20 protein-coding genes are annotated in these 25728 nt (G+C 52.1%); 4 read left to right on the top strand and 16 right to left on the bottom strand.

Annotated elements, in window-relative coordinates; genetic code table 11:
• The first annotated feature begins 176 nt into the window (after nt 1-176).
• On the top strand, nt 177-923 hold the full coding sequence (locus AC3RCL_RS06295; protein WP_492534923.1) for a class I SAM-dependent methyltransferase: 747 nt from the start codon (nt 177-179) through the stop codon (nt 921-923).
• A 106-nt stretch (nt 924-1029) separates the two neighbouring features.
• Here the strand turns inward: AC3RCL_RS06295 and AC3RCL_RS06290 are convergent, their stop codons facing one another.
• The 13 genes from AC3RCL_RS06290 to AC3RCL_RS06230 form a co-directional block, all read right to left on the bottom strand.
• Nucleotides 1030-1779 carry an SDR family NAD(P)-dependent oxidoreductase gene (locus AC3RCL_RS06290; RefSeq protein WP_213580440.1) on the bottom strand — a complete coding sequence of 250 codons (750 nt, stop codon included), beginning with the start codon at nt 1777-1779 and terminating at the stop codon, nt 1030-1032.
• A gap of 177 nt (nt 1780-1956) precedes the next feature.
• Entirely contained in the window at nt 1957-2445 is a 489-nt protein-coding gene (locus AC3RCL_RS06285; RefSeq protein WP_009589718.1) for a cation:proton antiporter regulatory subunit, read from the bottom strand.
• An 82-nt stretch (nt 2446-2527) separates the two neighbouring features.
• The gene (locus tag AC3RCL_RS06280) at nt 2528-3748 is read right to left on the bottom strand and encodes a cation:proton antiporter (RefSeq protein WP_009589754.1); all 1221 of its coding nucleotides are present in this window, start codon (nt 3746-3748) and stop codon (nt 2528-2530) included.
• 366 nt (nt 3749-4114) lie between these two features.
• Nucleotides 4115-4717: a response regulator transcription factor gene (locus tag AC3RCL_RS06275; RefSeq protein ID WP_012819369.1), complete on the bottom strand. Its 603-nt coding sequence runs from the start codon at nt 4715-4717 to the stop codon at nt 4115-4117.
• Entirely contained in the window at nt 4714-5847 is a 1134-nt protein-coding gene (locus AC3RCL_RS06270; protein ID WP_192569486.1) for a sensor histidine kinase, read from the bottom strand. The genes AC3RCL_RS06275 and AC3RCL_RS06270 overlap by 4 nt, the downstream gene beginning before the upstream one ends.
• An 87-nt stretch (nt 5848-5934) precedes the next feature.
• A complete protein-coding gene (desA, locus tag AC3RCL_RS06265; protein ID WP_492534919.1) occupies nt 5935-7011 on the bottom strand; it encodes a Delta(5) desaturase DesA in 1077 nt (358 codons plus the stop codon).
• 128 nt (nt 7012-7139) lie between these two features.
• The gene (locus AC3RCL_RS06260) at nt 7140-8138 is read right to left on the bottom strand and encodes a Gfo/Idh/MocA family protein (RefSeq protein WP_192569488.1); all 999 of its coding nucleotides are present in this window, start codon (nt 8136-8138) and stop codon (nt 7140-7142) included.
• Between the two features lie 50 nt (nt 8139-8188).
• Nucleotides 8189-8644, bottom strand: coding sequence for an acyl-CoA thioesterase (locus AC3RCL_RS06255; RefSeq protein WP_036662299.1), 456 nt, complete (start codon nt 8642-8644; stop codon nt 8189-8191).
• A 287-nt stretch (nt 8645-8931) separates the two neighbouring features.
• Nucleotides 8932-9927 (bottom strand): ABC transporter permease, encoded by a 996-nt coding sequence (locus tag AC3RCL_RS06250; protein ID WP_492534916.1) that lies wholly within the window; start codon nt 9925-9927, stop codon nt 8932-8934.
• Complete coding sequence (locus AC3RCL_RS06245; protein WP_492536273.1) at nt 9924-11414, bottom strand: sugar ABC transporter ATP-binding protein; 1491 nt, start codon at nt 11412-11414, stop codon at nt 9924-9926. Before AC3RCL_RS06245 ends, AC3RCL_RS06250 begins: the two co-directional genes overlap by 4 nt.
• A gap of 144 nt (nt 11415-11558) precedes the next feature.
• A complete protein-coding gene (locus tag AC3RCL_RS06240; RefSeq protein ID WP_492534914.1) occupies nt 11559-12680 on the bottom strand; it encodes a sugar ABC transporter substrate-binding protein in 1122 nt (373 codons plus the stop codon).
• A 321-nt stretch (nt 12681-13001) separates the two neighbouring features.
• The gene (locus AC3RCL_RS06235; RefSeq protein ID WP_009589707.1) at nt 13002-13637 is read right to left on the bottom strand and encodes an SGNH/GDSL hydrolase family protein; all 636 of its coding nucleotides are present in this window, start codon (nt 13635-13637) and stop codon (nt 13002-13004) included.
• 210 nt (nt 13638-13847) lie between these two features.
• Nucleotides 13848-15590, bottom strand: coding sequence for an ABC transporter ATP-binding protein (locus tag AC3RCL_RS06230; protein ID WP_096775194.1), 1743 nt, complete (start codon nt 15588-15590; stop codon nt 13848-13850).
• A 145-nt stretch (nt 15591-15735) separates the two neighbouring features.
• Between AC3RCL_RS06230 and AC3RCL_RS06225 the strand changes: the two genes are divergently transcribed.
• From AC3RCL_RS06225 to AC3RCL_RS06215, 3 genes are all read left to right on the top strand, one after another.
• On the top strand, nt 15736-17178 hold the full coding sequence (locus AC3RCL_RS06225) for an ABC transporter permease (RefSeq protein ID WP_492534911.1): 1443 nt from the start codon (nt 15736-15738) through the stop codon (nt 17176-17178).
• Nucleotides 17179-17191: 13 nt separating this feature from the next.
• Nucleotides 17192-18700, top strand: coding sequence for an ABC transporter permease (locus AC3RCL_RS06220; RefSeq protein ID WP_492534909.1), 1509 nt, complete (start codon nt 17192-17194; stop codon nt 18698-18700).
• A gap of 78 nt (nt 18701-18778) precedes the next feature.
• The gene (locus tag AC3RCL_RS06215) at nt 18779-20599 is read left to right on the top strand and encodes an ABC transporter substrate-binding protein (protein WP_492534907.1); all 1821 of its coding nucleotides are present in this window, start codon (nt 18779-18781) and stop codon (nt 20597-20599) included.
• A gap of 375 nt (nt 20600-20974) precedes the next feature.
• Here AC3RCL_RS06215 and AC3RCL_RS06210 read toward each other — a convergent pair whose 3' ends face one another.
• The 3 genes from AC3RCL_RS06210 to AC3RCL_RS06200 form a co-directional block, all read right to left on the bottom strand.
• Nucleotides 20975-21517, bottom strand: coding sequence for an RBBP9/YdeN family alpha/beta hydrolase (locus AC3RCL_RS06210; protein WP_492534905.1), 543 nt, complete (start codon nt 21515-21517; stop codon nt 20975-20977).
• A gap of 346 nt (nt 21518-21863) precedes the next feature.
• Nucleotides 21864-24422 (bottom strand): glycoside hydrolase family 2 protein, encoded by a 2559-nt coding sequence (locus AC3RCL_RS06205; RefSeq protein ID WP_492534903.1) that lies wholly within the window; start codon nt 24420-24422, stop codon nt 21864-21866.
• Between the two features lie 160 nt (nt 24423-24582).
• Nucleotides 24583-25596, bottom strand: coding sequence for a glycosyl hydrolase (locus tag AC3RCL_RS06200; RefSeq protein WP_375120729.1), 1014 nt, complete (start codon nt 25594-25596; stop codon nt 24583-24585).
• Nucleotides 25597-25728 lie beyond the last annotated feature (132 nt).

Raw genomic sequence — 25728 nt, 5'->3', positions numbered from 1 at the left:
ATCTTTAATTGGGGTGAATTGGATGCTGATAAGGATCCTTGCCGTTCGAAGTAGCTGGGCCCGGTCTGTCATACTGGACCGGGCCTAGCCAGAATCACAGTAACTGAGCGAACGAATATGAGACGATCTGTTTTCAGCATCCCATTTTATCTCAATTGAAAAGGTGAACCATATATATGAAATCACAGGAATACAAATCATTTTATGATATCGTAGGAGCCTTAAACGGCTGGGATTTCAGCAAGGTCAGATGGATCTCGGAAGGCGTGGAGTGGAATTTTTACGATGAGGTTAGCAAGCGGTGCACATCATCGGGCGTTCTGCTGGATATCGGCACGGGAGGCGGAGAGAACTTGTTGTCCATCGCCTCGAAGGCGGCATTGCTGATTGGAATCGATCTTTCCCATGCGATGATAGAGACTGCCCGGAGTAATAAACGGAAGGCTGCGGCTTCCAACGTACGCTTTGTCCAGATGGATGCAGGGGTGCTTCAATTCCCGGAGGCGTTTTTCGATTTGATTTCATGCCGGCACTCCCCTTTCCGTGCTTCGGAGGTTGCCAGGGTATTAACCGATGATGGCGTGTTTCTAACGCAGCAGGTTCGCGAATGCGATAAAGCTAATCTGGCCCAAGCCTTCGGCAGAGGACAATCCTCCCGCGAAGACGGCGCTTTAATGGAGGAATACAAGATAGAACTTCAGCTGGCAGGGTTTCGCGATATCCAATGCGCCGAATATGATGCCGTCGAGTACTATGAGCGTGAGGAGGATCTTATCTTCCTGCTTAAGCACACGCCCATCATTCCCGGATTCGGACAGGAGGAATCGGATTTCCGCATCCTGCAGCAATTCATCGAGGAGCATCGCACAGATCTCGGAATCCGGACGAATTCCGCACGGTTTATGATCGTGGCGCGGAAATAGCCGGTCCTCCATGGTTATCCATAACCCGTAGCTTACGGCTATTAAACAGAAAAAGCGCACAAGGGGCAGCCCTTGGCGCTTTTTTTTTAGAAATCAGCATCGTATATTATCTCAGCATGATGGAACCGCCGTCCACCATCAGCGTTTGGCCGGTCATGTAATCGGAATCGGAGCTAGCCAAGAACACGGCCACGCGTCCGATATCCTGCTCGGGATCGCCCATTTTTTTGAGTGGAATCTTATCGACCATTTCTTGATACGCTTCCGGAAATGCCTGCTTCCACTGCTCTACGCCCGGCGTCAGCGCGATCGGACTGATCAGATTGACATTGATGCCGTCTGCTCCCCACTCGTTGGCAGCCACGCGTGACAATCCCCGGATCGCTTCTTTCGCTGCGGCATAGGAGGCCTGGTTCACCATGCCGGACAGTCCCGCACCGGATGCAAAGTTGATCACCTTGCCCTTGGCTGCTTTCAGATGAGGATAACATTCCTGCATGAAATAAAACGTCGGATAGAATCCTGTATTGAACGACAATGCCATCACTTCATCGGTTGTTTCCACAATGGGTACCTGCTTGGACACATGCGCGTTATTAACGAGAATATCCAGTCTGCCGTAGGTGCTCACAACGTCATCCACGATTCCTTTAATCGAGGCTTTATTCGTAATATCGCCGTTAATAAACATCGAATCGCTATATGCCCTCAGCGCTTTCTCCGTTTCGCGACCCTTATCCTCATTCACGTCCACGATGACGACCTTGGCGCCTTCCTTGGCCATGGCCAGAGCCATGCCGCTGCCGATTCCGCCGGCACCGCCCGTAATTATAGCTACTTTGTCTTTCAATTTCATGCTGTACACGCCTTCTTTCCCAAAAATGATAGCCTCACTATCAAAGATAGATCATTTCGCGAAAAATTTCAAATTTAAAGGATCCGCGCAAAAAAAAGCAAGCCCCTCACCCATGGAGGAGCTTGCTGCTTACGTGTTACGACAGGATCAACTAAAGACCTGTGAAGCTATTCGTTATTAGCCGTTGACCAGCAGTTCTTTCAGCTGCTTGATCTGCTTGCGCTCGCCCGCAAGCACCAGCGTCGATCCTGCTGTCAGGATGTCGTCCGGACCCGGATTGATTTTCTGCTCTTTCTTGTTCACAATCGCTAATACATTAGCGCCAGTACGTTGACGAACCTGAAGCCCTGCAATGGATTGTCCCACGCATTTGTAATGCGGCTCGATTCGCGCCCATTCGATGATCAAATCTTCGAGCGTCACTTCGATGGTCTCCAGCGCTTTCGGTTTATACGTCATGCCGCCGATAATGCCTGCGATTTGTCTTGCCTCGTCATCCTCTAATGTAATCTGGGAGATGGTCTCCTCAGGATCGTCATCTTCAAAGTGGTACAACTCTCTACGGCCATCGTCATGAATAACAACAACCAGCTTATCCCCTGATCTCGCCTGAATAAGGAACTTCTTCCCGATACCCGGCAGATCAGATTCGCGAATAATACTCATGTGTAAATCCTCCGTTCTGGGGTTAATTCAATCTCTAGATTATATAGATTAGTTGGAAGAAAGTAAATCATCCCGGGCTTCCCTATGCATTCCTTTTTTTCACTTTCTCCACTGGATCGCTCCATTTGAATATTTTATTCATTCCACGGTACACGCGCTTCGACTCCTTGGCCAATAAGGGCCCAAGAATCGCGAGAATCAGGACATAGAGTGCCGAGAATGGTTTCAGCATCGCGGACAGTCCGCCGGCAAGTCCCAGATTCGCAACGATAATCGTGAACTCCCCGCGCGCCATAATAGTCAAGCCGATGTTAAGCGACGATTTATGCGATAGTCCGGCCTTGCGTCCCGCTATCATGCCTGCGACCAGGTTGCCGATTATGGTCAGTACCACGGCGCCAAGAGCCAGCCATAACGCATTCCCCAGCGTGGTCGGATCGATGCCGAGACCGAAGCTGAAGAAGAAGATCGCTCCAAAGAAATCACGGAAAGGTATGACCAGCTGCTCGATCCGTTCGCTATGATCCGTCTCCGATAAAGCCAGTCCGAACAGCAGCGCGCCGATCGCTTCGGCTACGTGCAGCGTCTCCGAAAACCCGGCAATAAAGAACATCGACGAGAACACTACGATAATGAAAATCTCGCTGGACGTAATATTCAGCAATTTGTTAAGTATGGGTGGACCTTTTCTCGCAATAACAAAGAACAACAGCATGTAACCTATGGAAATGCAAACCGAGAGGATCGTTGCCCCTATCGATGTAGCCCCGCCTAACAGCAGTCCCGACATAATCGATAAGAACACGGCAAGGAAAATATCATCGAACAAAATCATGCCGAGTATGAGTTCCGTCTCCGCATTCCCCGTGCGCCGCAGATCCACAAGCACCTTAGCGACGATGGCGCTGGAGGAAACCGACAGCATCCCTGCAATGATCAGCGTCTCGTACAGAGGCATGTTGATCACGAAACCGTAAGCCACACCCAGCACGAAGTTCAATACTACATATACGGTTCCGCCTACCACAATGTTTCGTCCGGACTTGATCAATTTTTGAACCGAAAATTCAAGACCAAGGTAAAAGAGCAGGAATAGAATACCGATCTGTCCCAGAAAATCGATGATCCCCTGGCTCTCAATGAACTTAAAGTCAAGAATCCCTATCGTTGGTGCATGCGGACCGACAAGCATCCCGAGCACAATCAAGAACGGTATGATCGAGAACTTGAGCTTTCCAGCAATTACGGAGGCTATAGCAACCAGAATCAGAGCAGTTCCAACCTCAAACATCATATGGTCCATAGAAGACCTCCTCCTCCTCAAATTTGACTTCTGGCAATCATTACTATTATACATAAAAATGCATACATTTACAAAGGAACTGCAATATATTTGCTTGATTGCCTTTTATGCAGGAAATGGCATCATTTAAAAACAGGCTTATTTTTATTAGCGATTTCATTATTTCCAAAAAATATAAAATCTATCCACAATCGCATTCAAGCTTCATTAAATGAATAAATATGCACTTTAATGCATACAATACCAGGTAAAAAAATCCATTATTTTTAAGCGGCATATTCACCTTCTTCCTGTTTTTCGTTTTTCTTCTGCGCACGCAAAAAAAGCCCCGCGGCTGCAACCGCGGGGTTTTGCTTCTTCTTTGTACTATTTAAACCAGCCTTTTTCCTTGAAACGCGTGATCGCTTCGATCCGGTTGCTGACGCCAAGCTTATCGAGAATAACGGAAATGTAATTACGCACGGTTCCCGTGGTAATGAACAGCTGATTGGCAATTTCCTTCGTATTCTTGCCGTCCGCGATGAGGCCCAGCACTTCCTTTTCCCGCTCCGTCAGCGGATTCTCTTCACCGGAATACGCTTCATCCACCAGCTCGGAGGCGTAGATTCGCCTGCCTGCCATAATGCTGCGAATGGACGCGGCCAGCTCCTCGCTCGGGCTGTCCTTAAGCAGGTAAGCGTTGGCGCCCGCTTTCACGGCACGTTCGAAATACCCGGGCCGGGCAAAGGTCGTTAAGATCATCACCTTGCAGCCATAACCCTTGATCTCCTCGGCGGCTTCAAGCCCGTTCATGATCGGCATCTCAATATCCATGATGCAGATATCCGGCATATGAAGTTTGACAAGCTGTACGGCATCCTTGCCGTTGCCCGCCGTCCCGACCACCTGCATATCCTCTTCCAGATCCAGCAGTGAGGCCAAGGCTCCAAGCAGCAGCCGCTGATCTTCGGCAATGACGATTCGGATCATATTCCCGCCTCCTTATCCGGCATTCTGAGCACATTAGGGACTCGAAGGACAAGCGTAGTCCCCTCGCCTGAAGCAAACTCCATGCTTCCGTTCACGAATTCAAGCCGCTCTCTCATTCCCCGCAGCCCGTTGCCGCGGTTTTTCGCGTCCGTCACGAACCCGGTCCCATTGTCCTTCACCCTGGCAATCAGATCCGTTTCCGTGGATTCGATCACAATGGAGCAGGCCGTGGCATTGCTGTGCTTCACGATGTTATTCACTGCCTCTTTCAGGCACATGCTGATCACATTTTCGTTCATCAACGATAGATTCTCCGGCTCCTGCGTCCCCTCAAAGGTCAACTCGATCTGCGCCGCCTTCAGGATTTGCCGAATACGGAAGATTTCATCCGCAAGCCGGGTCCCCCGCATCCGCGTTACCATCTCGCGCACTTCCTTCAGTGCGGTTCGGGCCGTCTGACGGACATCGTTGATCTCGGCTTGGGCCCTTTCCATATCCTGCTTCATCAGTTTGCCGGCCAAATCGCTTTTGAGGCCGATAAGAGACAGCTTTTGCCCCAGCGTATCATGCAAATCCCGGGCAATGCGCTGGCGTTCCTCCAGCTTCACCAATTCCGAAATCCGTTTGTTGGCATCCTCCAGCTGGCCCTGCAGCTGATCGTTCTTATTCCGGTTATAGTTTGTCACAGGGAGCAGTATAACCCCTACCACACTCACAAGCACGAATGGCAGCTGCGTGATGAAGAACGGATTCCGCGTTAACAATCCATAGTTCACCGTAATAATGGTCGTAACCAAATGGATGGAGTACAGCGTAATAAATCCGGCCTTATTCTTGATGTTCCCGATGAAGAAGGCGAGGAACAGCGAGAAATAGATATATCCGAATACCACGGACATCGCAATCGATATCAGAATTTGCAGACTCGTCCAGAAATAGACGAGCCAGCCTTTGGACAGAAATGACAACACATAAAAAGCGAAGAACATCACGATCATCAGAACGCCGATCACGATCTGATAGGTCGAGGTCGACCGGAAGATGAAATAGAACGGAAGGATGTAGAAGACGACCCATACGTAAGGGCTCAGTCCCGTGCTTTTATGAAAGATCTGATACCATTTCTGCATGGAGTCCCACCTTCTGTCGGTTCAAGCTTAATCCATTTACTAGCCTTAGCGAATCCGTGCTCTAATATAGCATCATGACTCAGCGGCCTATTCGCCCTGCACCCTGGGTCTCGGGCTCGCCAGGTTCTTCTCGGCCTTCGGCAATGCCGGCTCCTGCGGCTTACGAAGCGACTGACGCGCTTCCTTAAAGGTGACGAACACCTTTTTCTCTTCATCCCACAGACGGAAACGAATGGATTTCAAACTGGTCTTCAGCGTAATCGTTGTTGCCTTCTGCAGCGGAGGAGCGGCTTCATGCGCCTTCTCCAGGTTATAGTTAGGCACCTTCGGGCTTAAATGGTGGACATGATGGAAGCCGATGTTGCCCGTGATCCATTGCAGAAGCTTCGGAAGTTTGTAATAAGAGCTGCCTTCTACGGCTGCATTGATATAACTCCACTCTTCATCATGCTCGTAATACGTTTCCTCGAATTGGTGCTGCACATAGAACAACCAAATGCCAAGCATCCCGGAAACCATGAAGATCGGAGCCTGAACGAGCAAAAATGCCTGCCATCCGATCGCCCAGCACAGCAAGGCATACAGCGCTACAATCGAAATATTGGTTATATAGTTACTGATTTTCTCCTTGCGTCTCGCACCTTTGCGGTTGAAACGATAGGATATCAGAAATATGGCGATGGGACCCAGACCGAACATCACGATCGGGTTACGGTACACGCGGTAGTACAGACGCTCCCAAAAGGAGGCCGCACCATATTCTTCAACGGTCAATACCCACATATCGCCGATTCCCCGCTTATCGAGATTGCTGCTCGTCGCGTGATGGATCGCGTGGGTGTTCTTCCACTGCTCGTAAGGGCACAGCGTAAGCACGCCCGTAATCGTGCCGAGAATTTGATTCGCCTTGCGGCTTTTGAAGAAAGATCCATGACAGCAATCATGGAATATGATAAACGTCCGGACAACAAACCCCGAAGCAATCACGGCTATGGGAATGGTAAGCCAGTACGATACCGATAAGCTTAAATAGGCTGCATACCATAGCAGTATCAAGGGAACCAGTGTATTGAAAAGCTGACCTATACTCGCCTTTGTGTCAATTTCTTCATAAGGGGCAACGTTCTTTTTCAAGCTGGACAATTTGTTATCGGGTTTAGCCATAGTTGTCTTCCTCCTCGAAATGAAGCGCAAGGACGTCATCAAGCTATCACGCACTTGTCTAACTTAAGTATAGATAGAATGTCATGCGCGTCGTAGTCATAAACGTCATTTCGGGAGTATGACAAATATCATATATCGGTGCGGGAATCCGCCGGGAACCGCAGTCCGATCTGGCTTCTGGCTTCCTGCATAATTTCGGCCGTAATGAGCGAGTTGGCATGGGTGTTGATTGAACTTTCCCGTTCGCCGCACCGGATCAAATCGATAAATTCCCGGGCTTCGTAATACATCGATTCATGCGTTTGCAGCTGGGTCACGTTCTCGATGGTGCCGTCTCTGTAACGGATCTTCACATCGTACGGCTGATTGATTTTGTCGATGATCATCGTGCCGTTCTCGCCCTGAATTTCGGTTGGAGCGTAGGAATCGCTGATTTTGGAATGCATGATGACGGCATCCATCTCGGGATAGGACAACAGAAGACTGCCTTCGCCGTCCACCCCGGAAGACAGCATGTAGCCGGAAGCCTTCACCGTGTCCGGTTTTCCGAACAGGGTCACCATCGGGTACAGGCAATAGATCCCCAAATCCATCAAAGAACCGTTGGAATATTCAGGGTTGAACGCATTCAGCACCGTCCCCTGCTTGAACGCGTCATAACGGGAGGAATATTGGCAATAGCTCGCAAAATAACGCCGTATCGGGCCCAGCTTGTACAGGTTGTCCCGGACGGTCTTGAAGTTCGGCATCAGCGTCGACTTCAACGCTTCCATCAACAGAACGTCATTGTTCTTCGCAGCTTCGATCATTGCGGCCACTTCAACCGCGTTGGAAGCCATCGGCTTCTCGCAGAGGACGTGTTTCCCATGGTTCATGCATAATATCGCCTGGTCCACGTGATAGGAATTCGGACTCGCAATGTATACCGCATCAATTTCGTCATCCTGCACCATCGCCTCAAGATCGGTGTAGACCTTGGGATCCGCGTACTTAGCCGCAAAAGCCCTGCCCTTCTCTTCCGTACGGGAGTATACGGCAGCCAGAATAAATTCTTCCGTCTCCAGTGCCGACTGGAGAAACCTCTCGGTGATCCAGTTTGTGCCGATAATGGCAAAACGGATGTTCATCCCTTATCCCTTCCCTTCATGGTTTATCCTGATTGATCTTTATCGTTGGCTTACATCCATCCTTCAAAAGCCGAAATACGTTCGCGTGCCGAATCCGGAATCGGCGTGCTCTTGCCTGAAGCGGTCTCGATGAGCACGATGGTTCCGCGGCCGGCTGCCTTCAAGGCGCCGTCCACCACGATCGCATATTGAATGTCCATGGAGGAGCGTCCGATCTCAGCCACCCGCACATGAAGCCTAAGCGGGTCCTTCAGATACATTTGCGCCAAATACTGGCACTCCAGATCCGCAACAACCGACACCTTTTGATCGCCGAACAGCTCGTCGGTCAATCCCAGATTCTCGAAATATTCAATGCGTCCCTGCTCAAAATACATGAAATAACTGACGTTATTGACATGACCCAGCATATCCGTTTCGCAATACCTAATCTTTATCGGAATTTCAAAGTGAAACGTGTCCAGCCAGGACTTGGGATCCGGTTGTATGAAGGTTGTTTTTTTCATGATGAGTCCCCTTTCTCTTTATAGGAGGGAAATGTATGTACAATGCTAAACCAGTCTTCTACAGGATAATGAATACCCGCTGCGTCCGTCAACTAAATAACCAAATGATGGATATCTTGCCGGATTCGCCCTTAGAATAAGTCTTTGAATTCATTTCCCTCCCATAGGTTGCCACCCATAGAACCGATCCATGAAAAAAACCATCCGCCCCCGATCAGGATCACGGGAGGGATGGTCTCGATAGTATGAATGGAACTAGCTGGGTCAATGCACGTGACGCTTCGTCATCAATGTCTTTTCTTATAGTAGGTTAAGGCCAGCGCCAACGCCAGCACCGAGCCCTTGACGATATCCATCGCATAATACGGCACGGACAGCATGATCAGTCCGTTTTGCAATATACCGATCAACACAGCGCCGACAAAGGTCCCGAGCGCGTTCGGCTTGCCGGCTCCGAATACGGAGTATCCGATGAATGTCGCGGCAACGGCATCCATAAGATAGGGCCCGCCGGAGTTGACCTCGGCCGTCATGACGCGAGCCCCAAGGATAATCCCGCCGATGGCGGCAAACAATGCGGAGACCAGATAAGCGATCAGACGGTATTTACTCACCGGGATCCCGGATAAAGCCGCCGCTTCGCGGTTGCCCCCGATCATGTACATGTACCGTCCGTGTTTCGTATAGGTCAGGAACAGATGGACCACGAGGACCACGAGAACCATAATGATAATGATCCATGGCACCTGCCCGATCTTCTCGAACAGCGCCGGAATTTTACCGGTGGCAAAGTCCCCGCTCGGCATGATCATATTCTGGGAGATGGTAGCGCCCCGGGTATACGTCAGGGCAACGCCCTGGAAGATAAACATCGTCGCCAGGGTCATCAGCATGTCGTCGATCTTGAAATTGATGACCAGAAACGCGTTGATCAGCCCGACGGCCAGGCAGAACAGCAGCGTGAGGCCGATGCCGACGCCGATGTTTTGCCCGTGCCAGACGAACATGGATATGACCAGCGCGTTTGCCAGGGAGGCCGTCGAGCCGACGGACAGGTCAAAGCCGCCAACGGCGAGCGATACGGTCAGTCCTACGGCAATGATCGTCACGATCGAGATCGAACGGAGAATGTTAATAATGTTGCTTGTATTCAAAAAGTTGTCGGCAACGGTCCCGAATACGAGAATAAGAACGAATACCGTAATCAACGTGCCGTATTTGTATAGAAAATCGAATGCGAAGCTAGCCGCCGGCTTCTCCTTAACAGGTCTTGCTGTATTCATGTCAACCCGCCTCCTGTGCAGTAAAGCAATAATTCCTCTTCATTCGTTGACCGCGTTGTCAGCTCCTTCGTGATGCGGCCGTCATACATCACATACACCCGGTCGGTGATGCCCACGATCTCGGACAGCTCACTCGTAGCGTACAGAACGCATTTCCCCCGCTTGGCCAGCTCGGCCACCAGCTTAAAAATATCCCGCTTCGCGCCAACGTCTACGCCCTTGGTCGGCTCATCGAAAATATACACGTCCGCGTCGGCCAGCAGCCATTTGCCGATCGCCACCTTCTGCTGGTTGCCCCCGGACAGGTTTCTCACCCGCGCTCTCTCGCTCGGAGTTTTGATCCCGAGCGACTCGATCATCTCTCTGGCCGCCTGTTTCTCCCTGCCAAAGCTTAGCCAGGAACCCCATTTGGAAAATTGGGACAGCACCGCGGCCGTTAAATTGACGGACACCGGCTCTTCCACGAACACGCCTTCCCGGCGGCGCTCCTCGGGTACGAGCGCAATGCCGTTCCGCACGGCATCATGCGGTGAGCGGATGCGCAGCTTTTTTCCATCCAGTATCATCTCGCCGGTTGACGTGCCGGAAGCCCCGAATACCGCCCGGCACAGCTCGGTTTTCCCGGCCCCGACAAGGCCTGCCAAACCGACGATCTCCCCTTGGCGGAGGCTCAGATCAACGCCGTTGATTTTGCCCGGGTCGTACATGCCTTTTACCTCTAACCGCGCAGGACCGATGTCTCGCTCGATGTGGGGAAACTGCTGGTCCATCTTGGAGCCCAGCATGTATTCCACCACTTTCGGCTGATCGATATTCGCGATGCGGTCGCTCTTCACCAGCAAACCGTCCCGCATGATCGTAATGTCATCGCAGATTTCGTACAGCTCCGGCAGCCGGTGCGATATGAAAATAATGCCGACTCCGTCCTGCTTCAGCTTGCGCACCAGCTTGAACAGATGCTCCGTCTCGCTATGGCTGAGCGGCGCGGTCGGCTCGTCCAGCACCAGAATGCGGCACTGTTTGGAAACGGCTCTGGCGATCAGCACCATCTGCTTCTCCGCCAGCGTCAGCTCCGAAATCAGCTTTTTGACCGGGACCCGGATATTCATCCGCGCAAGAATCGATTCGGCTTCCCGATGGAGCTCCTTCCAACGGATCAAGTGCCGTTTGCCCATATCGTGAACCGTCCGGTCGAGCATGATGTTCTCGCCGACCGTCAGGTTCGGAATGAGCGCGGTATCCACCTCTTGATAGACGATCTGAATGCCCAGGTCCTTTGCTTCCTTCGGTGAACGGATGTCCGCCCTGCTTCCGTCGATCCAGATCTCGCCCTCGTAATGGGTATACGCTCCCGATAGAATCTTCATTAAGGTAGACTTTCCCGCGCCATTCGCACCGATCAACGCATGAGCCGTTCCCGCAGTCGTCTGAAAGTCAACATCGGTCAACGCCTTAACGCCTGGAAAAGAGATCGATATGCGCTTCATTTGAAGTAAGGGTGCCGCTCCCGAAATGTCGGTCGAGCTGGCAGTTGTTGGCTCCATCACGCTTCGCAAGTGTATTCTTCCCTTCAAATAGGATAGGGCGCCCCTATCGATGACCGACAAGAGCGCCTGTATGAATATTGCTGTTTATTTGCCGCCTGCTTCTTTCAATGCCTTCATCCAGTCCTCTTCGAATTCCGTGCTTGTTCCCCAGTTCGGGATAATATCGGCCAAATTAACCATGTTGACCGCTTCCGTAGCACCCTCAAGGCCGGAGCGCTCGATCAATACAGGCTCCAGATTATACGTAGCAGGCGTTTCCTCGCCTGCAATCTTCTTAGCCAGCAAACGAACGTTGATGGCGCCGATCATCTTCGGATCTACGGCTGCGGTAGCCACCCAAGGGCTGTCCGGTTTCTGGATCAGCTCCAGGTCCGCGTTGGATACGTCGATGCCGTAAATCTTAACCTCGCTGCGTCCCGCTTCCTCCAGCGCTCTGGCCGCGCCGATGGCGAATGCATCCCAGGTTGCGAAGATTGCATCGATTTCGCCCTTCGGATATTTCGTCAGGATAGCGGATACCGCATTTTGCGTTTCCAAGGAAGTCTGGTCACTCGCTACGCCGAAACGCTCCACTTCCTTGATGCCCGGGTTGTTCTTCAGCGTTTCCTGGTATACGGCATTACGACGCACCATCGGCGGGAATCCATCTACCCAGAGGTAAACGATGTTGGCCTCCGGCCCTTGCTCTTCAATCAGCTTGTCCAACGCCAGCTTTGCGAGCTGCTCGTCATCCTGCGATGTCTGGGTTACCCCTGCAATGTCACCGATCTCCGGCAAGGAGTCGAAGGTGACGACCGGAATTCCCTTTTCGGTAATCTTCTTCACGTCCTGAACCGATGCAGGATCGTCGCCATGCGATATGATAAATCCATCGTAGTCGCTGTCAATGGCTTGTGCGATCGCGTCATGGAATTTAGCGGAGTCTCCATTCGCCGAGAAGGTATCCACCTTAAACCCGAGAGCCTCGCCTTCCTGCTTCGCCCCTGCCAAAAATTGAGCCGTGTGGTCATCGCCCCCGATTTTCCGAACGACCATCAATTTCACCGGATCCTTCTCGGCAATGCCTGCCGGCAGGTTCTCGACCTTGTCCGCCAGATTGCCCGACGCGCTGCCGCCGCCGCTGCCCGATTCGGCGCATCCGGTCAATACGATCACAAACGCCAGCGCCAGTGCCGATAATTTCCTTACATGTTTCATGGCTTTCATGTTCTCTCTCCCCCTGTTTTCCGTAAAAAAGACGAATATTAATTAATACAAGTAATCCTATAGGATTTAAAAGGAGGCGTCAACCATTATTTTTTCGCTTTAATGCATTACACCACATACGCAAAAAAAATGAAAGTGATTTCTAACATTTCTAATTGTATCGGCAGCTATGAACCCATATTTCATACCTATTGCCATTCTCATTGAAAAAAAGAGATCGGGCACGACATTCGCGCCCGATCTCTTTCCATTAGGAGCACGGATTCCGTGCATCCAGCGTTTGTTGCTTCCAGCTTCAGCTCTAAGACCAACCGTTAAGCGTTACCCTAGAGAAACGCCCATCGTTTCGAGCCATGCCTTCGCGATCAGGCCGTGTCCGGCCGGTGACGGATGCACGCCGTCCGGCGCCCAGAAGGCAGCCTCGCGTCGCACCGACGCCGCAGCGAACAATCCGTCCAGCGGCACCAGGAGGGCTCCGTATTCCACCGCCAATTCGCGGACCGCCGTGATTTTCGGATCCAGATCCTCGCGCCAGGCTCTCCGATCCTCCGGATGAGGCAGCACGAACGGTTCGACCAGAATCAGCTTGGCGTCCAGCGCTTCTTTCGTCCGTTCGATCAATTTGCGGTACCCGGCTTTATAATCCTCGGTGCTTGTCGGGTCCCCGCTATCATATCGGCGCCAAGTGTCGTTGATTCCGATATAGATGGATACCCAGTCCGGCTTCAGGTCCAGGCAATCCTCCTGCCATCTGTTATTCAAGTCGACGACCCGGTTTCCGCTGATCCCTCTATTCAAAAAGGTAACGTTCAACTCAGGAAATTTCATGCCGAACAACGAGTCGATCAATAGCGGGTAGCCGTTCCCCAAGCTGCCGGAAAAGTTGCGGTCGCGACCGCAATCCGTAATGCTGTCCCCTTGAAATAATACGACATCCCCTTGCTGCAAACGATTCATTCCACTTCCTCCTCATCGGTATGTTGCTATTGTGCGTATACTTGGAAATTCGTAGGCTCATGTATCGTGAGAACGCTTCCTAACATTTAAATATTTGCCGTGCAGGGCTCAATTCCTTTTTATGAGCACTGCAAATCGCCGATTCGGATCGATTTTTTTTGGATAAAAAAACCTGCCCCGACTCCGGTCGGGACAGGTTCTATTATTCGATTAGGCTCCGGTCGGCATGGCCACCCAGTGGCCTTCCGATACTTCCACAAGCTCGGAATGCTCCAGATTATATTTATCCTCTCCGGTGCGTTCTTCCAGCAGGACCCGTTTCTTCTTGGATTCGATCTTCGGATCGGGCACCGGAATCGCCGCGAGCAAGGACTTCGTATAATCATGCTGCGGATTGGAGTAGAGCTCCTCGCTTTCCGCGAGTTCGACGATCTTGCCCATATACATAACGGCAACGCGGTCGCTGATATGCTTCACCATCGACAGGTCGTGCGCAATGAACAGATAGGTCAAGCCCAGACGGTGCTGCAGCTCCTCCAGCAGCTTCACGATCTGCGATTGGATCGACACGTCGAGCGCGGAGAGCGGCTCGTCGCACACGATGAATTTCGGCTCTACCGCCAGCGCCCGCGCAATCCCGATCCGCTGGCGCTGGCCGCCGGAGAACTCGTGCGGGTAGCGCGTCGCATAAGCCGGATCCAGTCCGACCATATCCAGCAGCTCCTCGACCCGCTTCTTCCGCTCCTGCTTGCTGCCGGTTAACTTATGGACATCCAGCGCTTCGCCGATAATGTCCACGACCTTCAATCTGGGATTCAGCGAAGCATACGGATCCTGGAAGATCATCTGCATATGGCGCCGCATGGCCTTCATTTCCGAAGGGGAGAGGCGATTCACGGACATCCCCTGATACAGCACTTCTCCGCCCGTCGGCTGATGAAGTCGAAGGATGGCTCGTCCCGTCGTTGATTTTCCGCTGCCGGATTCGCCGACGACCCCGAGGGTCTCCCCCGCCTGAATATGAAAGCTGATATCATTCACCGCTTTAAGCACATTCCCTTTGCCCATATCAAAATACTGCTTCAGGGATTTCACCTCTAACAGCGGTCCTTTGTAATCCGTGCTTGGCACGATGATCGGCGCCGGCTTCGCTTTCTTCTTCTCGTCGAGGCGCGGTAGCGCGTTTAACAGCTTCAAGGTATAGGGATGCTGAGGATTCTCGAAGATCTCCTCCGTCGTTCCCGTCTCCACGATCACGCCGTCTTTCATCACGGCCACGCGGTCGCACATGCCCGCCACAACGCCGAGATCGTGCGTGATCAATATAATGGAGGAACCGAAGCGCTCCTGCATATTTTTCATCAGATTGAGGATTTGGGCCTGAATCGTTACGTCAAGCGCCGTCGTCGGCTCGTCCGCAATCAGCAGCGCAGGTCGGCACGCCAGGGCGATGGCGATCATCACCCGCTGCCGCATGCCGCCCGAGAACTCGTGCGGGTATTGATTATAACGCGCTTCGCTGTTCGGGATGCCGACCAGCTTGAGCATGTCAAGCGCCTGCTGCTTCGCTTCCTGCTTGGACAGCTTCTGGTGTTTGACCAGACTTTCCGATATTTGTTCCCCGATGCGGATGGTCGGGTTCAGCGAGGTCATCGGGTCTTGAAAAATCATCCCGATATCGCGTCCCCGGATGCTCTCCATCTCCTTCTCGGTTTTCTCGGCCAGGTTCTGGCCAAGGAACAGGATCTCTCCATCCTTCATATAAGAAGGCGGGGAAGGCAGCAGCCGCATGATCGAGCGTGCCGTGACGCTTTTGCCGCTCCCGGATTCTCCGACGATACCGAGAGTCTCCCCTTTCTTCACTTCAAAGCTGACCCCACGCACCGCGTGAAATTCTGAATCACGGGATTGAAAGGCCACGCTCAAATTTTTAACCTGCAATATCGGTTCCAACTCTGCTCACCTGCCATTATGCTTATGTCATTAAAGTAATATACTCTACAACTCTTATAATCTATTGACTTTTAAAATAGGCTAAAATAAAATATACTATATCACTCGGAATAATGCAATTTGAAACAAGGAGGAAAGGCACCTTATGTGGGGGACAGAAGCAGCAAGACCAAACAGACTCATAAGTTCGATAAGCAGCACATACAGTAAGATCCTTCTGAATCCTTCTTATAGATACTTACTATTATTATTGGGAGCGCCCGTGAATCTCGTGGTCTTCCTATTTTATTTGGTCCAGAGAAAGAAGGATGACTACGCGGCGGCTGAGAACCGCATACGCAGCGAGATGCTGGCCGCCGGATATCTGGAGGCCCTTCGCTCCGAGATGATGGAGCAGCAGAAACGCAAGCATGAGTTCTTCAAGCAAAAAATCAGCGAGGCTCAGCTCCGGCAGGAAGTCGATAAGATCGCAGAGGCAAGGTTCCGTGAAGTCCTCAAGGATCGGACCGCCAAAGACCTGAAGCTGAACAATCGCAAACGGCTGACTCTGGCCGATACGTTCGGTTCTCTCATCGAGAACCCGTTGTTCTTCATTATATCACTTATTCCGGGCTTGCTGATGTACATCCTTATTTTTTTGTACAGCAATCCCTATCTGAAATATATTTTGGAGAGACTCGTGATGACGGTATTCGTTATCTTTGGCGTAGCGGTTCTCGTCTTTACGATTCTTCACTTGTCGCCGTTTAACCCCGCGGCCAACATATTGGGCGAGACGGCAACGCCGGAACAGATCGCGGCTTTCAACAAAATGCACGGACTCGATCAGGGCTATCTGACGCAGCTGTGGAACAACATTAAAGGCATCGCCTATTTCGATCTCGGCAAATCCTTCTCGGGCAACGAAGAGATTACCTCCAGCATCGCCAGAAAGTTTCCGATCACGCTGACGCTTACGGTCATTTCGTTGATCATCGCGATTGCGATCGCATTGCCGATCGGGATTATCTCGGCCACGAGACCGAATTCGTTCTTTGACTATACGTTTATGTTCATCGCGCTGATCGGGCTGTCCATTCCGAACTTCTGGCAGGGACTGATCTTCATCCTGAATTTCTCGATCAAGCTGCAGTGGCTGCCCGCCACCTTCAATCCGGAGAACTGGCTGTCCATGATCATGCCGGTGATCGTGCTCGGGACGGGACTTACCGCTTCGGTTGCCCGAATGACGCGCTCCTCCACGCTGGAAGTCATTAATGAAGATTATATGATCACAGCCAGAGCGAAAGGGCTCGGCAAGCGTACCATTCTGATGAAGCATGCTGTCCGCAATGCCATCATTCCGATCATTACCGTCATCGGACTTCAGTTCGGCGGGATGCTTGGCGGTTCCGCCGTTACGGAGAAGGTGTTCAACATCAGCGGTATCGGCAGCTACATCGTGGATAAACAATTTATCCCTGACATCCCGGCCATCATGGGCGGCGTGGTTTACACCGCCATCACCATATCGCTGGTGAACGTCATCATCGATATCTTGTACGCATTCTTCGATCCACGGATCAGGTCCAAGATGAAACAATACTAAAGCAGGTGTACTCATGATTAAGAAGCTTCTTTCCAAACCAGAAACCAAACACCAGCTGAAATCCTCACACGAGTACAGTCAAGCCAGCTTCACATGGGTTATCTCTCTGACCTTAACGGTGATCCTGCTTCTGAACAGCTTTGATTTCACTGGGGGAACCATCAAACCGTGGGTGTTCACCGCCTTTGCGGCATATGCACTGTTTACGATCATACAGATCATCATTACGCTGCTGATCCGAAGGGATCTTCAAAGGGACGGAGAAATCCGGCGCTCGACCAGGATCCTGGGTTACGTTCAGCTGCTGAGCATCGTTACGGGGAATCTGTTTACCGTCACGTTCGGTTTCAATCTGATCAAAAAACAGAAGCCTCCCGAATATACGATTGCCGTTTACATGCTGCTAACCCAGCTGTTCGCCATCGCGATATCGGCGCTGAATCTGTTCAAGCCTTACGTCTCGAATACGTTCCTGCCGGCCATGGCCGTGCTTCTGGTTATAGCCGTCGTTCAGCTGATCGCGCTTATCCTCGTTGCCAGGTACGTAAAATCGAATTATGCGCATCCGGCATTGACCTGGCTTGCTTTTCCGATCATTCTGACTGCGGCAACGGGCAATATTTTTGCTCTGGTGCTCGGCATCAACCTGCTTGCGAAGATCCGCAAGAACGGCAATCCCGCGATGACCCGCTGGGGCGACGTATGGGTAAAGCTTACTGCCAATTCGACGGCCATGTCCGGACTGTTCTTCGTAATCTTCCTGTTCTGCCTGTCGGTGACCAGTCTGTTTACCTTCGATTACAGCATTGCGATCGATAACAACTACAGCGCCATCCTGCAGCCGCCAAGCCTGGCATACCCCTTCGGTACGGACAACTTCGGCCGGGATTTGTTCTCCCGGATCGTATTCGGGGCCCGCATCTCGCTGATCGTCGGATTCGCTTCTACGGCGATTCCGGTTGTCATCGGCGGCATTCTCGGTGCCGTCTCCGGCTACTATGGCCGCCATACCGACAACGTCATCATGCGATTGCTGGACGTGCTGTACGCCATTCCGGGCATCCTGCTCGCCATTGCGATCATTGCCGCATTCGGAGCCAATACCGTCAACCTCATTCTGGCGCTCAGCGTAGGAGCTATACCGACTTATGCAAGAACCATGAGGGCGAATGTGCTCCTGATCTCCACCTTTGAGTACGTCGATGCGGCCAGAGCTTTCGGCTCGAGCAATTTTTCGATCATTTTCAAGCATATCGTTCCCAACTCGCTCGCGCCCATGATCGTCAAATCGACGTTAACCATTGGTGCAGCCGTCATTTCGACGAGCAGCTTGAGTTATCTGGGTCTCGGCGTCGAGCCGCATATCCCGGAATGGGGGAATATCCTGAAGATCGGAAGCACGTATCTTGAGACGCATTCCTACTTGGCGATTTATCCGGGTCTAGCCATCATCGCGCTTGTCCTGTCCTTCAACTTTCTGGGCGACGGATTGCGGGATGCGCTCGATCCGAAGCTGGATTAAAGCTTTTCGTGCCCTGGGCACACTAACGTTGGTTTCAAAAAATATTTTATATATATACAACTCAGGAGGGTATCACCAATGAAAAAGAGTTCCTTGCTGTTATTGTTCCTCTCGCTAGTCATCGTACTGGCCGGATGCAACGTAACAACCAAAGATGATGCACAGCAAAATCAGCAAGAACCAGCGGATACAGCTACAGACACATCCGCTGTTAATATTGAATTGCTTGGCATGAGCTCTAACGAATCCGATGTCAACATCATTCGCGACCAGCTCACCAAGAACGGCTTCAACGTGAAGCTGAATCTGCAGCCGGACTACGGCAGCTTCAAGGCACAGCAGGATGCCGGCAATTACGACATCGCGCTGTCCAGCTGGACAACCGTAACGGGTAACCCTGACTATGCCGTTCGTTCCCTGTTCAAAACCGGCGGCGACTACAGCATCATGTCCGACGAAGAAGTGGACAAGCTGATCGACCAAGCGGCCACGCAAACGCCGGAAGACGCCGCTCAGACTTACAAGCAGCTGGAACAACGTCTGGTAACGGACAAAGCTTACATCGCTCCATTGTACATCTCCCTGAAGAGCCAAGCGTTCAACAAGGATGTGCTGGACGAGAATTCCGTTCGTCTTTCGAAATCCCGTTCCCTGCCTTGGGAAGCCGTCGATTTCAAAGACCAATCCAAGCGTGCGACGCAGCCGCTGATTCTGTCCCAATCGATCTCTGAACTGACTTCGCTTGACCCGATCAAGGGCAACGACGGTTCCATTAACATCATCAACACCAACATGAACGTACGTCTGATCAACCTGACCGATGATGACAAGATCACGTCCGAAGGCTCGCTGTCTTATAACCATGCCATCGGCGAAGGCAACTCGGAGTACTACTTCATTCTTAGAGACGACATTAACTTTGCAAAAATCACGAACAAAAAAGCGGAAGATTCCGGCGAACGCGTAGGCGCGGACGATGTCATCTTCTCCATGAACAGAGCGAAAGACAAAAATTCGGTGCCTGATCATCGTACCTACACGCTTCACGAGCACATCAACACCGTTGAAGCCGTAACCGACCTGAGCGTACTGGAAAACACCAAGGTTTCCGGCGGCAGCGAAAGCGTCAAGGAAGCGCTGGAAGCCGGCTTGGATACCAAGATCGCTTCTCTCGTGGGCGACAAGAATCAAGCAAGCACGAAAGACGGCAAATACCAAGTCATCAAATTGACGACAACCGAGCCGTTCCCGCAAGTATTGAACTACCTGGCTCACCAATCGGCCGGTATCGTATCAAAGAAGCAAGTTGAATCCATCAACACGTATGACGTTGAGAAATTCGACGTGAACAAAGACATCCCTTACGGCGACCAGAACACCGTAACCGAAGGCGATAAATACAACAACACACTGTATGCGAGCGGTCCGTATATCCTGTCTTCCAAGAATGACTATGAAGCCACCTTCTTCAAAAACCCTGGCTACATGAAGGGCACGGAGCACGAACCGAAAATCGAGCAAGTGAAAGTACGCTTTATCAAAGATGCGGACAGCACGCTCTCCGCACTGCGCAGCGGCGAAATCCACCTGTACTACGGCGTGCCGGAAACGAAATACGACGTAGTGAAAGGCGACGGCAAGCTGAAGCTGCAAACGATCGAAAGCAACGCCGTATCCTACTTGCTGTTCAACACGAAGAACCGCGATGTGGCAACAAGCGACGATCTGAGAAGAGCGGTGCTTTACTCGATCAACCAGGATGAAATCCTGGCCTACTACAACAACAACAAAATCAAAGCCTACTCCACCGTCAGCCCGATCGTCAAAACGGGCAACGAGCTGGTAGCCGATCCGGCGAAGGTGAAGGAATTCTTGAGCGCATACAAAGCGAGCAAGTAAAAAAAGAGGACGACATTAGCGAAAAGCTGATGTCGTCTTTTTTATGCGAGATTTATATGGACGGCCGCTTTACTTCTGGGTGGCTCCCATAGCATCGCAATGGGAGTGAGAAATTCTTCTGCATCGCTCTGGTTATTTGCATCGCTCCGCATGCGGATGATTCTTCCGATCTCTGTTGCCCCCAGATTTCCATGAATGGATTTTCTAAATGTAGAAATCCGGTGGCAAAGGAGCCCGCTTCGCTTCTCCAGAATCATTCCGCCTTCTCCGCTGAAGTCTGGCATGGACGGGCTGACTTTGGAAGCATATTCGAAGTTGCTTTTTAAGATCAAAAGGACCGATGATTAGCCACGCGCAGCAAATGTCGTCCCTTTTTTATATCCGCTTGATATCGTCCACAAGCTCGGGCAAGCCCTCGCGGAAGTAGTGATCGTCGCCCTCGTATGCCCGGGTGACGGCCTGGGGAAGCTGCTTCGCGTAGTGCTGAGCATGCGCGAACGGTACTACTGGATCGTGACGGCTGTGATATAGATATAGGTTCGGGAGATGCGGCAGCTTGGAAACAAATGAATCGGACAATGCATATTCTTCGTTTTGCCAATCGTCGTCTTTGCCCCAATAAGGGGCGGCGATCAAAAACAGTCCAGAGACGGTTAGCTGCCCGTCTTCTTCCGAGAGGTATTTCAACAGTATGGAACCGCCGAGGGAATGACCTACCAGCAGCACATCCCCATCCACCGCCTTGATTTCATTGGCAATCTGCGCTTTCCACAGAGCGTAATCCGGATCCGGCATGCCGGGAGATAAGACATGATAAGCTTCACCGAGCCGTTCTTGTAAATGGTCGATCAAGCCGCTGCTTCCTTGGCGGTTGCCTTGCGGGCCGGCACTATGGATGAACAAAACTTGTTTTTTCACGATCCGTCTCCTTCCCGAGCTTTGTTAATGGGTATCAGCATGTCCAACAGGATGTGTACCAACCTAGATTAACCGATAGCAGCATGCCGGACTTCTTTTCGTTTGCTGACATCTGACCCCATCCGACCTGTATCAGAAACCCTTGGCATACCCTTTACCGCATAATAAAGGTATATCAAGATCAAGGTGTCGAACCCCCGGAATCCCCGCTTATGATGACGCCAACAAAGAAATGGTTTGCCGTTTCAGCATCAAATTCATGGCTCCATTAAAGACAAACAAAGCCGCCCCTGCACCGGAATCGGTTATAGGGGCGGCTTTGTTAGCGGATCGATTGCAGGATGAATTACACGGTCAGCACCATTGACGGATCGATGCAATCAGCCATGGACCGAACCTCGGCCCGGCCCGGCTTGCCTGGTACAAATGCCTGCTCTCCGTTATCTCGGCGGCTGAAGGATACGGTCACCGGGATGCCCGGAATCAGGTCGAAGAAGTTATCGCTGTAGAAGCCTTCCGCTTCGGCGGACAGCCATACGTGGCGGGCAAGCACGTTGCTCTCCAGCACAAACGCCGTACCATCGCTTCCTTCGACTTCTTTTACGCTGATGGTCGGACTGTGCAGACGAAGATGCTTGTCATTCACGAAATAGAATGTTTTGCTATCAACCACGACTCCATCCTGAAGCCATTGCGCCAACAGCACGACCTCGGATGAATCATGCCCGCGGAGCAGCTCATCGGCCGCAGCCCGGAATACGACGAGCGACGCTTGCTCTTCCGCACGGATCGGCTGCTCGGATCCATAGAGCTCTTTTCCGTTAAAATCGAATAACTGAACCTTCAGCGTGCCCTGGACCGCTTCTGAAATATCGGATACGAGATGAACCCGAATCTCCTGTTCCTTGGATTCGACCGAGAGACTGACATCCCGGAAGCAGCGCTTGGCCACGTACTGCAGCGCCTTCCATCTGCCGAGGTAATCCATGCCTGCCCACGAAGCGACCGGCCAGCAGTCGTTCATCTGCCAATACAGCGTGCCCATGCAATACGGCTTGTTGCGGCGGTGGGCTTCGATCGCCGTCTTCATCGCTTCGGCCTGCTGGATCTGGCTCATGTACAGGAAAGCCTCGAAATCCTTCGGCTCGTTATAATATTGATCCATGTAACTCTTGATCAAGCGGTTGCCGGCACCGTTCTTCTGATGAGCCAGCATGACCTTCGACTCCAGCTCCATATCGCGATCTTCCGCATATGTCCGCACCGTTTTCGGTTCCGGGAAGGACTGGAACCCGTATTCGCTCATAAATCGGCCGACGTAAACGTTGTAGTTGTCAAACGGCTCCGTGTTATGCCACACGCCCCAGTAATGAATATCCCCGCTCGTTGTGGAAGGATTGGCATGCTGCTCCTTGTCATGGCTGAGCGATACCAGCGGGGAGGAAGGCCAATACTCCGCTCCCGGAGCATAACCGGTTACGGCCTCAGGAAGAATTTCGTGGAATATCTTTTCGTAGTCGCTCCAGATCTTTTCGCGGAGCTCCTCGGTATAGTCCTGCTTCCAGCCCCAGCCGCCCTTCTCTTCATAGTGCGCCCAAGCGGAATCAATCTCGTTGTTGCCGCACCAGAGCACGATGCTCGGGTGATTCCGCAGACGGACCAGGTTCTCCTCCGCTTCCAGCCGAACGTTCTCCAGAAAAGCCTCGTCGCCTGGATACATGCTGCAAGCAAACATGAAATCCTGCCATACCATGAGCCCGTATTCATCACACAGATCGTAAAAGACGTCCTCTTCATAAATACCGCCGCCCCATACGCGCAGCATATTCATGTTCGATTCCGCTGCGGACGCGATTTCATGGCGATAGCGTTCCGCCGTCACTTCCGTTATGAAGCTGTCGTTCGGAATATGGTTCGCTCCCTTGGCAAACACAGGCGTGCCGTTGAGCTCGATGTAAAAGGACGTGCCGCGGCTATCCTGTTCACGTACCAGCTTGACGCTGCGCAGGCCGGTTCGAACCTTTTTCTCCGCAACGGTCCGTTCCGCTTCCGCCAGCTCGGCATGGAACGAATACAGATGGGCCTCGCCCAGGCCGCGGCACCACCACAGCTTCGGCTCGGCAAGTTCAAGGCTCAATTCAACCGAATGACGGCCTTCTTTCAGCAGAACATCCTGTTCCCATGTCTGGCCGCCCGCACTTACCCGAAGCACGCCTTGCCAAGCTTGCTCCGCTGCAATGGTGGCAACGGCCGTAACCCTGGCCATTTCTGCCGTAACCTCATCCTGGCGAATAAACAAATCATCCAGCCTGACTTCGGACCAAGCCTCGAGCCTGGCCTCCCGCCAGATCCCGCTGGTCACGAAACGCGGCCCCCAATCCCAGCCGTAATGATAAGGCGCTTTGCGGGCAAAAATACTCACTTTCTGGTCGCCCATCCCGCCAACCTCGGACTGGTCATTCGAAGCAGGCAGCGGATATCCGAGCTTCTCAAGCTTCGGCAGATCCTCCTGGATAGGGGAACGGAAGCGGATCTTCATCACATTTCCCGAATCCTTGAGCTGTGATTTCACATCGATCCGCCATGAACGAAACATATTATCGGCGGAAAGCACCTTGGCCCCGTTCACGAACACGTCCGCGTAGGTATCCAATCCGTCGAATACGAGTTCGATGCGGGATTGTGCGCTCAGATTCGAATCCAAATCAAATGACGTCTCATATTCCCAATCCTTCTTATCGATCCACTGCAGGTCATGCTCATTCGTCCCGTAGAAGGGATCGGGGATGATGCCATTCTTCAGCAGGTCGGTATGAACGCAGCCCGGCACCTGGGCCGGAAGCCACTCGGATTCGTCGCAAGCCTTGAATTTCCATTGATTTAAAGTCATAACGTTAAAATTCATGATCGTCTCTCTCCATCTCTATATATTGATTTTGATGCGGTTCGGGTCATACCTCATACAGACGTGACTTTTTTCGCACTTCAGCTCGTTCTCCACGCTACGATCAGCTTCCCGGCGAGCGGCAGCGGCCTATAATTGGCATGCCTTACAGATCAAGCCGTCAGCCTTTCAGATCCGGAAGTTCATCCAGCGTGACCGTAAACGGATGATGATAGGTACGGATCAGCTGCAACTCATCCGTATACTCTTCTGAATACCTCCGGTTATTTCCTTCCCCTGTGAACACAAAGTTTCCATACCATGTGCAATTCCATGCCCACGGGCATCCGTCCTCCTGCATGAGATCGGGGTCGGGTATGACACCGTTCTCGGTCAGGGCAATGATTTTTGCCGCATCCGTATACGATGCAGCGGTGCGGAACCGCTCGGATTGCGAGCCGTAATCCCGGGCAGGCGGATAAATGTCCTCCCCGATGATATCGACGTAGGAATCGCCCGGATACCAATCCTTGTGCTGCCCGTTCCATACCCAGATCAGGTTGTTCAATTCGTGGTGATGCGTCATGCGCTCGTACATCAGCTTCCAAAGCGCGATGCAAGGCTCGGGGCCTTTGGCCCCCCACCAGAACCATCCGCCCGATGCCTCGTGAAGCGGTCTCCACAGCACCGGAATGCCGGCATCCTGCAGACGCTTGAGCTCGGCAGCGATCGCATCGATATCCCGGATGATAAGGCCGTACTCTTCCGACGAAGGCTCCAACATCGCCCGTGCGATATCAAAGGTTGTCGCATTGGTATAAAAACCTCGGCCCCAAGTCCGGTCCGGCGGCAAATCGATCAGATCCTTCGGGGCATTCCAATGCCAGCAAAAGGTGACGATCCCGCCGCGGTCCCACCACTTCATCGCCAGATCCGTATCTTGACGCTCGGCTCCGCGCTCCACCCGGGATGGGGAGTAATTCATGAAATCGAACCCGCCGACGGCCGGGTATTTTCCCGTGACCTCGCGGATCATCTCGAATTCCGGCGTTGACACAACCCCAATCTGCTGCCCGGTCAGCATCCGCTTGCCGTAAATGCTGCACAGATAACCCATTAACCGTTTCGCTTCATTCGAAGCGGCCGGATTGATCAAGTCCGGCCGGACCTCATAGCTGCTGCTTGCTTTTGTCATGCGATTCACTCCTATCCTGTAATTGCCGTATGGATGAAAGATCCCACACATTTCCTCCATCCGTCACACCCAATGGCACAGCCCGATTCCTGCGGCATACCTAATCAGGCAAGCACAACATCTGTCCTGCGG

Source organism: Paenibacillus sp. MT86, from assembly GCF_058792535.1.
This window is presented reverse-complemented; position numbering and strand designations above follow the sequence as displayed.

What these genes read in the sequence shown, in the direction of transcription:
- AC3RCL_RS06275 (WP_012819369.1), bottom strand. Translation starts at nt 4,717, where the DNA reads ATGATCCGAATCGTCATTGCCGAAGATCAGCGGCTGCTGCTTGGAGCC.
- AC3RCL_RS06280 (WP_009589754.1), bottom strand. Translation starts at nt 3,748, where the DNA reads ATGGACCATATGATGTTTGAGGTTGGAACTGCTCTGATTCTGGTTGCT.
- AC3RCL_RS06220 (WP_492534909.1), top strand. Translation starts at nt 17,192, where the DNA reads ATGATTAAGAAGCTTCTTTCCAAACCAGAAACCAAACACCAGCTGAAA.
- AC3RCL_RS06250 (WP_492534916.1), bottom strand. Translation starts at nt 9,927, where the DNA reads ATGAATACAGCAAGACCTGTTAAGGAGAAGCCGGCGGCTAGCTTCGCA.
- AC3RCL_RS06260 (WP_192569488.1), bottom strand. Translation starts at nt 8,138, where the DNA reads ATGAACATCCGTTTTGCCATTATCGGCACAAACTGGATCACCGAGAGG.
- desA (WP_492534919.1), bottom strand. Translation starts at nt 7,011, where the DNA reads ATGGCTAAACCCGATAACAAATTGTCCAGCTTGAAAAAGAACGTTGCC.
- AC3RCL_RS06285 (WP_009589718.1), bottom strand. Translation starts at nt 2,445, where the DNA reads ATGAGTATTATTCGCGAATCTGATCTGCCGGGTATCGGGAAGAAGTTC.
- AC3RCL_RS06245 (WP_492536273.1), bottom strand. Translation starts at nt 11,414, where the DNA reads ATGAAGCGCATATCGATCTCTTTTCCAGGCGTTAAGGCGTTGACCGAT.
- AC3RCL_RS06225 (WP_492534911.1), top strand. Translation starts at nt 15,736, where the DNA reads ATGTGGGGGACAGAAGCAGCAAGACCAAACAGACTCATAAGTTCGATA.
- AC3RCL_RS06290 (WP_213580440.1), bottom strand. Translation starts at nt 1,779, where the DNA reads ATGAAATTGAAAGACAAAGTAGCTATAATTACGGGCGGTGCCGGCGGA.
- AC3RCL_RS06215 (WP_492534907.1), top strand. Translation starts at nt 18,779, where the DNA reads ATGAAAAAGAGTTCCTTGCTGTTATTGTTCCTCTCGCTAGTCATCGTA.
- AC3RCL_RS06205 (WP_492534903.1), bottom strand. Translation starts at nt 24,422, where the DNA reads ATGAATTTTAACGTTATGACTTTAAATCAATGGAAATTCAAGGCTTGC.
- AC3RCL_RS06295 (WP_492534923.1), top strand. Translation starts at nt 177, where the DNA reads ATGAAATCACAGGAATACAAATCATTTTATGATATCGTAGGAGCCTTA.
- AC3RCL_RS06240 (WP_492534914.1), bottom strand. Translation starts at nt 12,680, where the DNA reads ATGAAAGCCATGAAACATGTAAGGAAATTATCGGCACTGGCGCTGGCG.
- AC3RCL_RS06200 (WP_375120729.1), bottom strand. Translation starts at nt 25,596, where the DNA reads ATGACAAAAGCAAGCAGCAGCTATGAGGTCCGGCCGGACTTGATCAAT.
- AC3RCL_RS06235 (WP_009589707.1), bottom strand. Translation starts at nt 13,637, where the DNA reads ATGAATCGTTTGCAGCAAGGGGATGTCGTATTATTTCAAGGGGACAGC.
- AC3RCL_RS06270 (WP_192569486.1), bottom strand. Translation starts at nt 5,847, where the DNA reads ATGCAGAAATGGTATCAGATCTTTCATAAAAGCACGGGACTGAGCCCT.
- AC3RCL_RS06255 (WP_036662299.1), bottom strand. Translation starts at nt 8,644, where the DNA reads ATGAAAAAAACAACCTTCATACAACCGGATCCCAAGTCCTGGCTGGAC.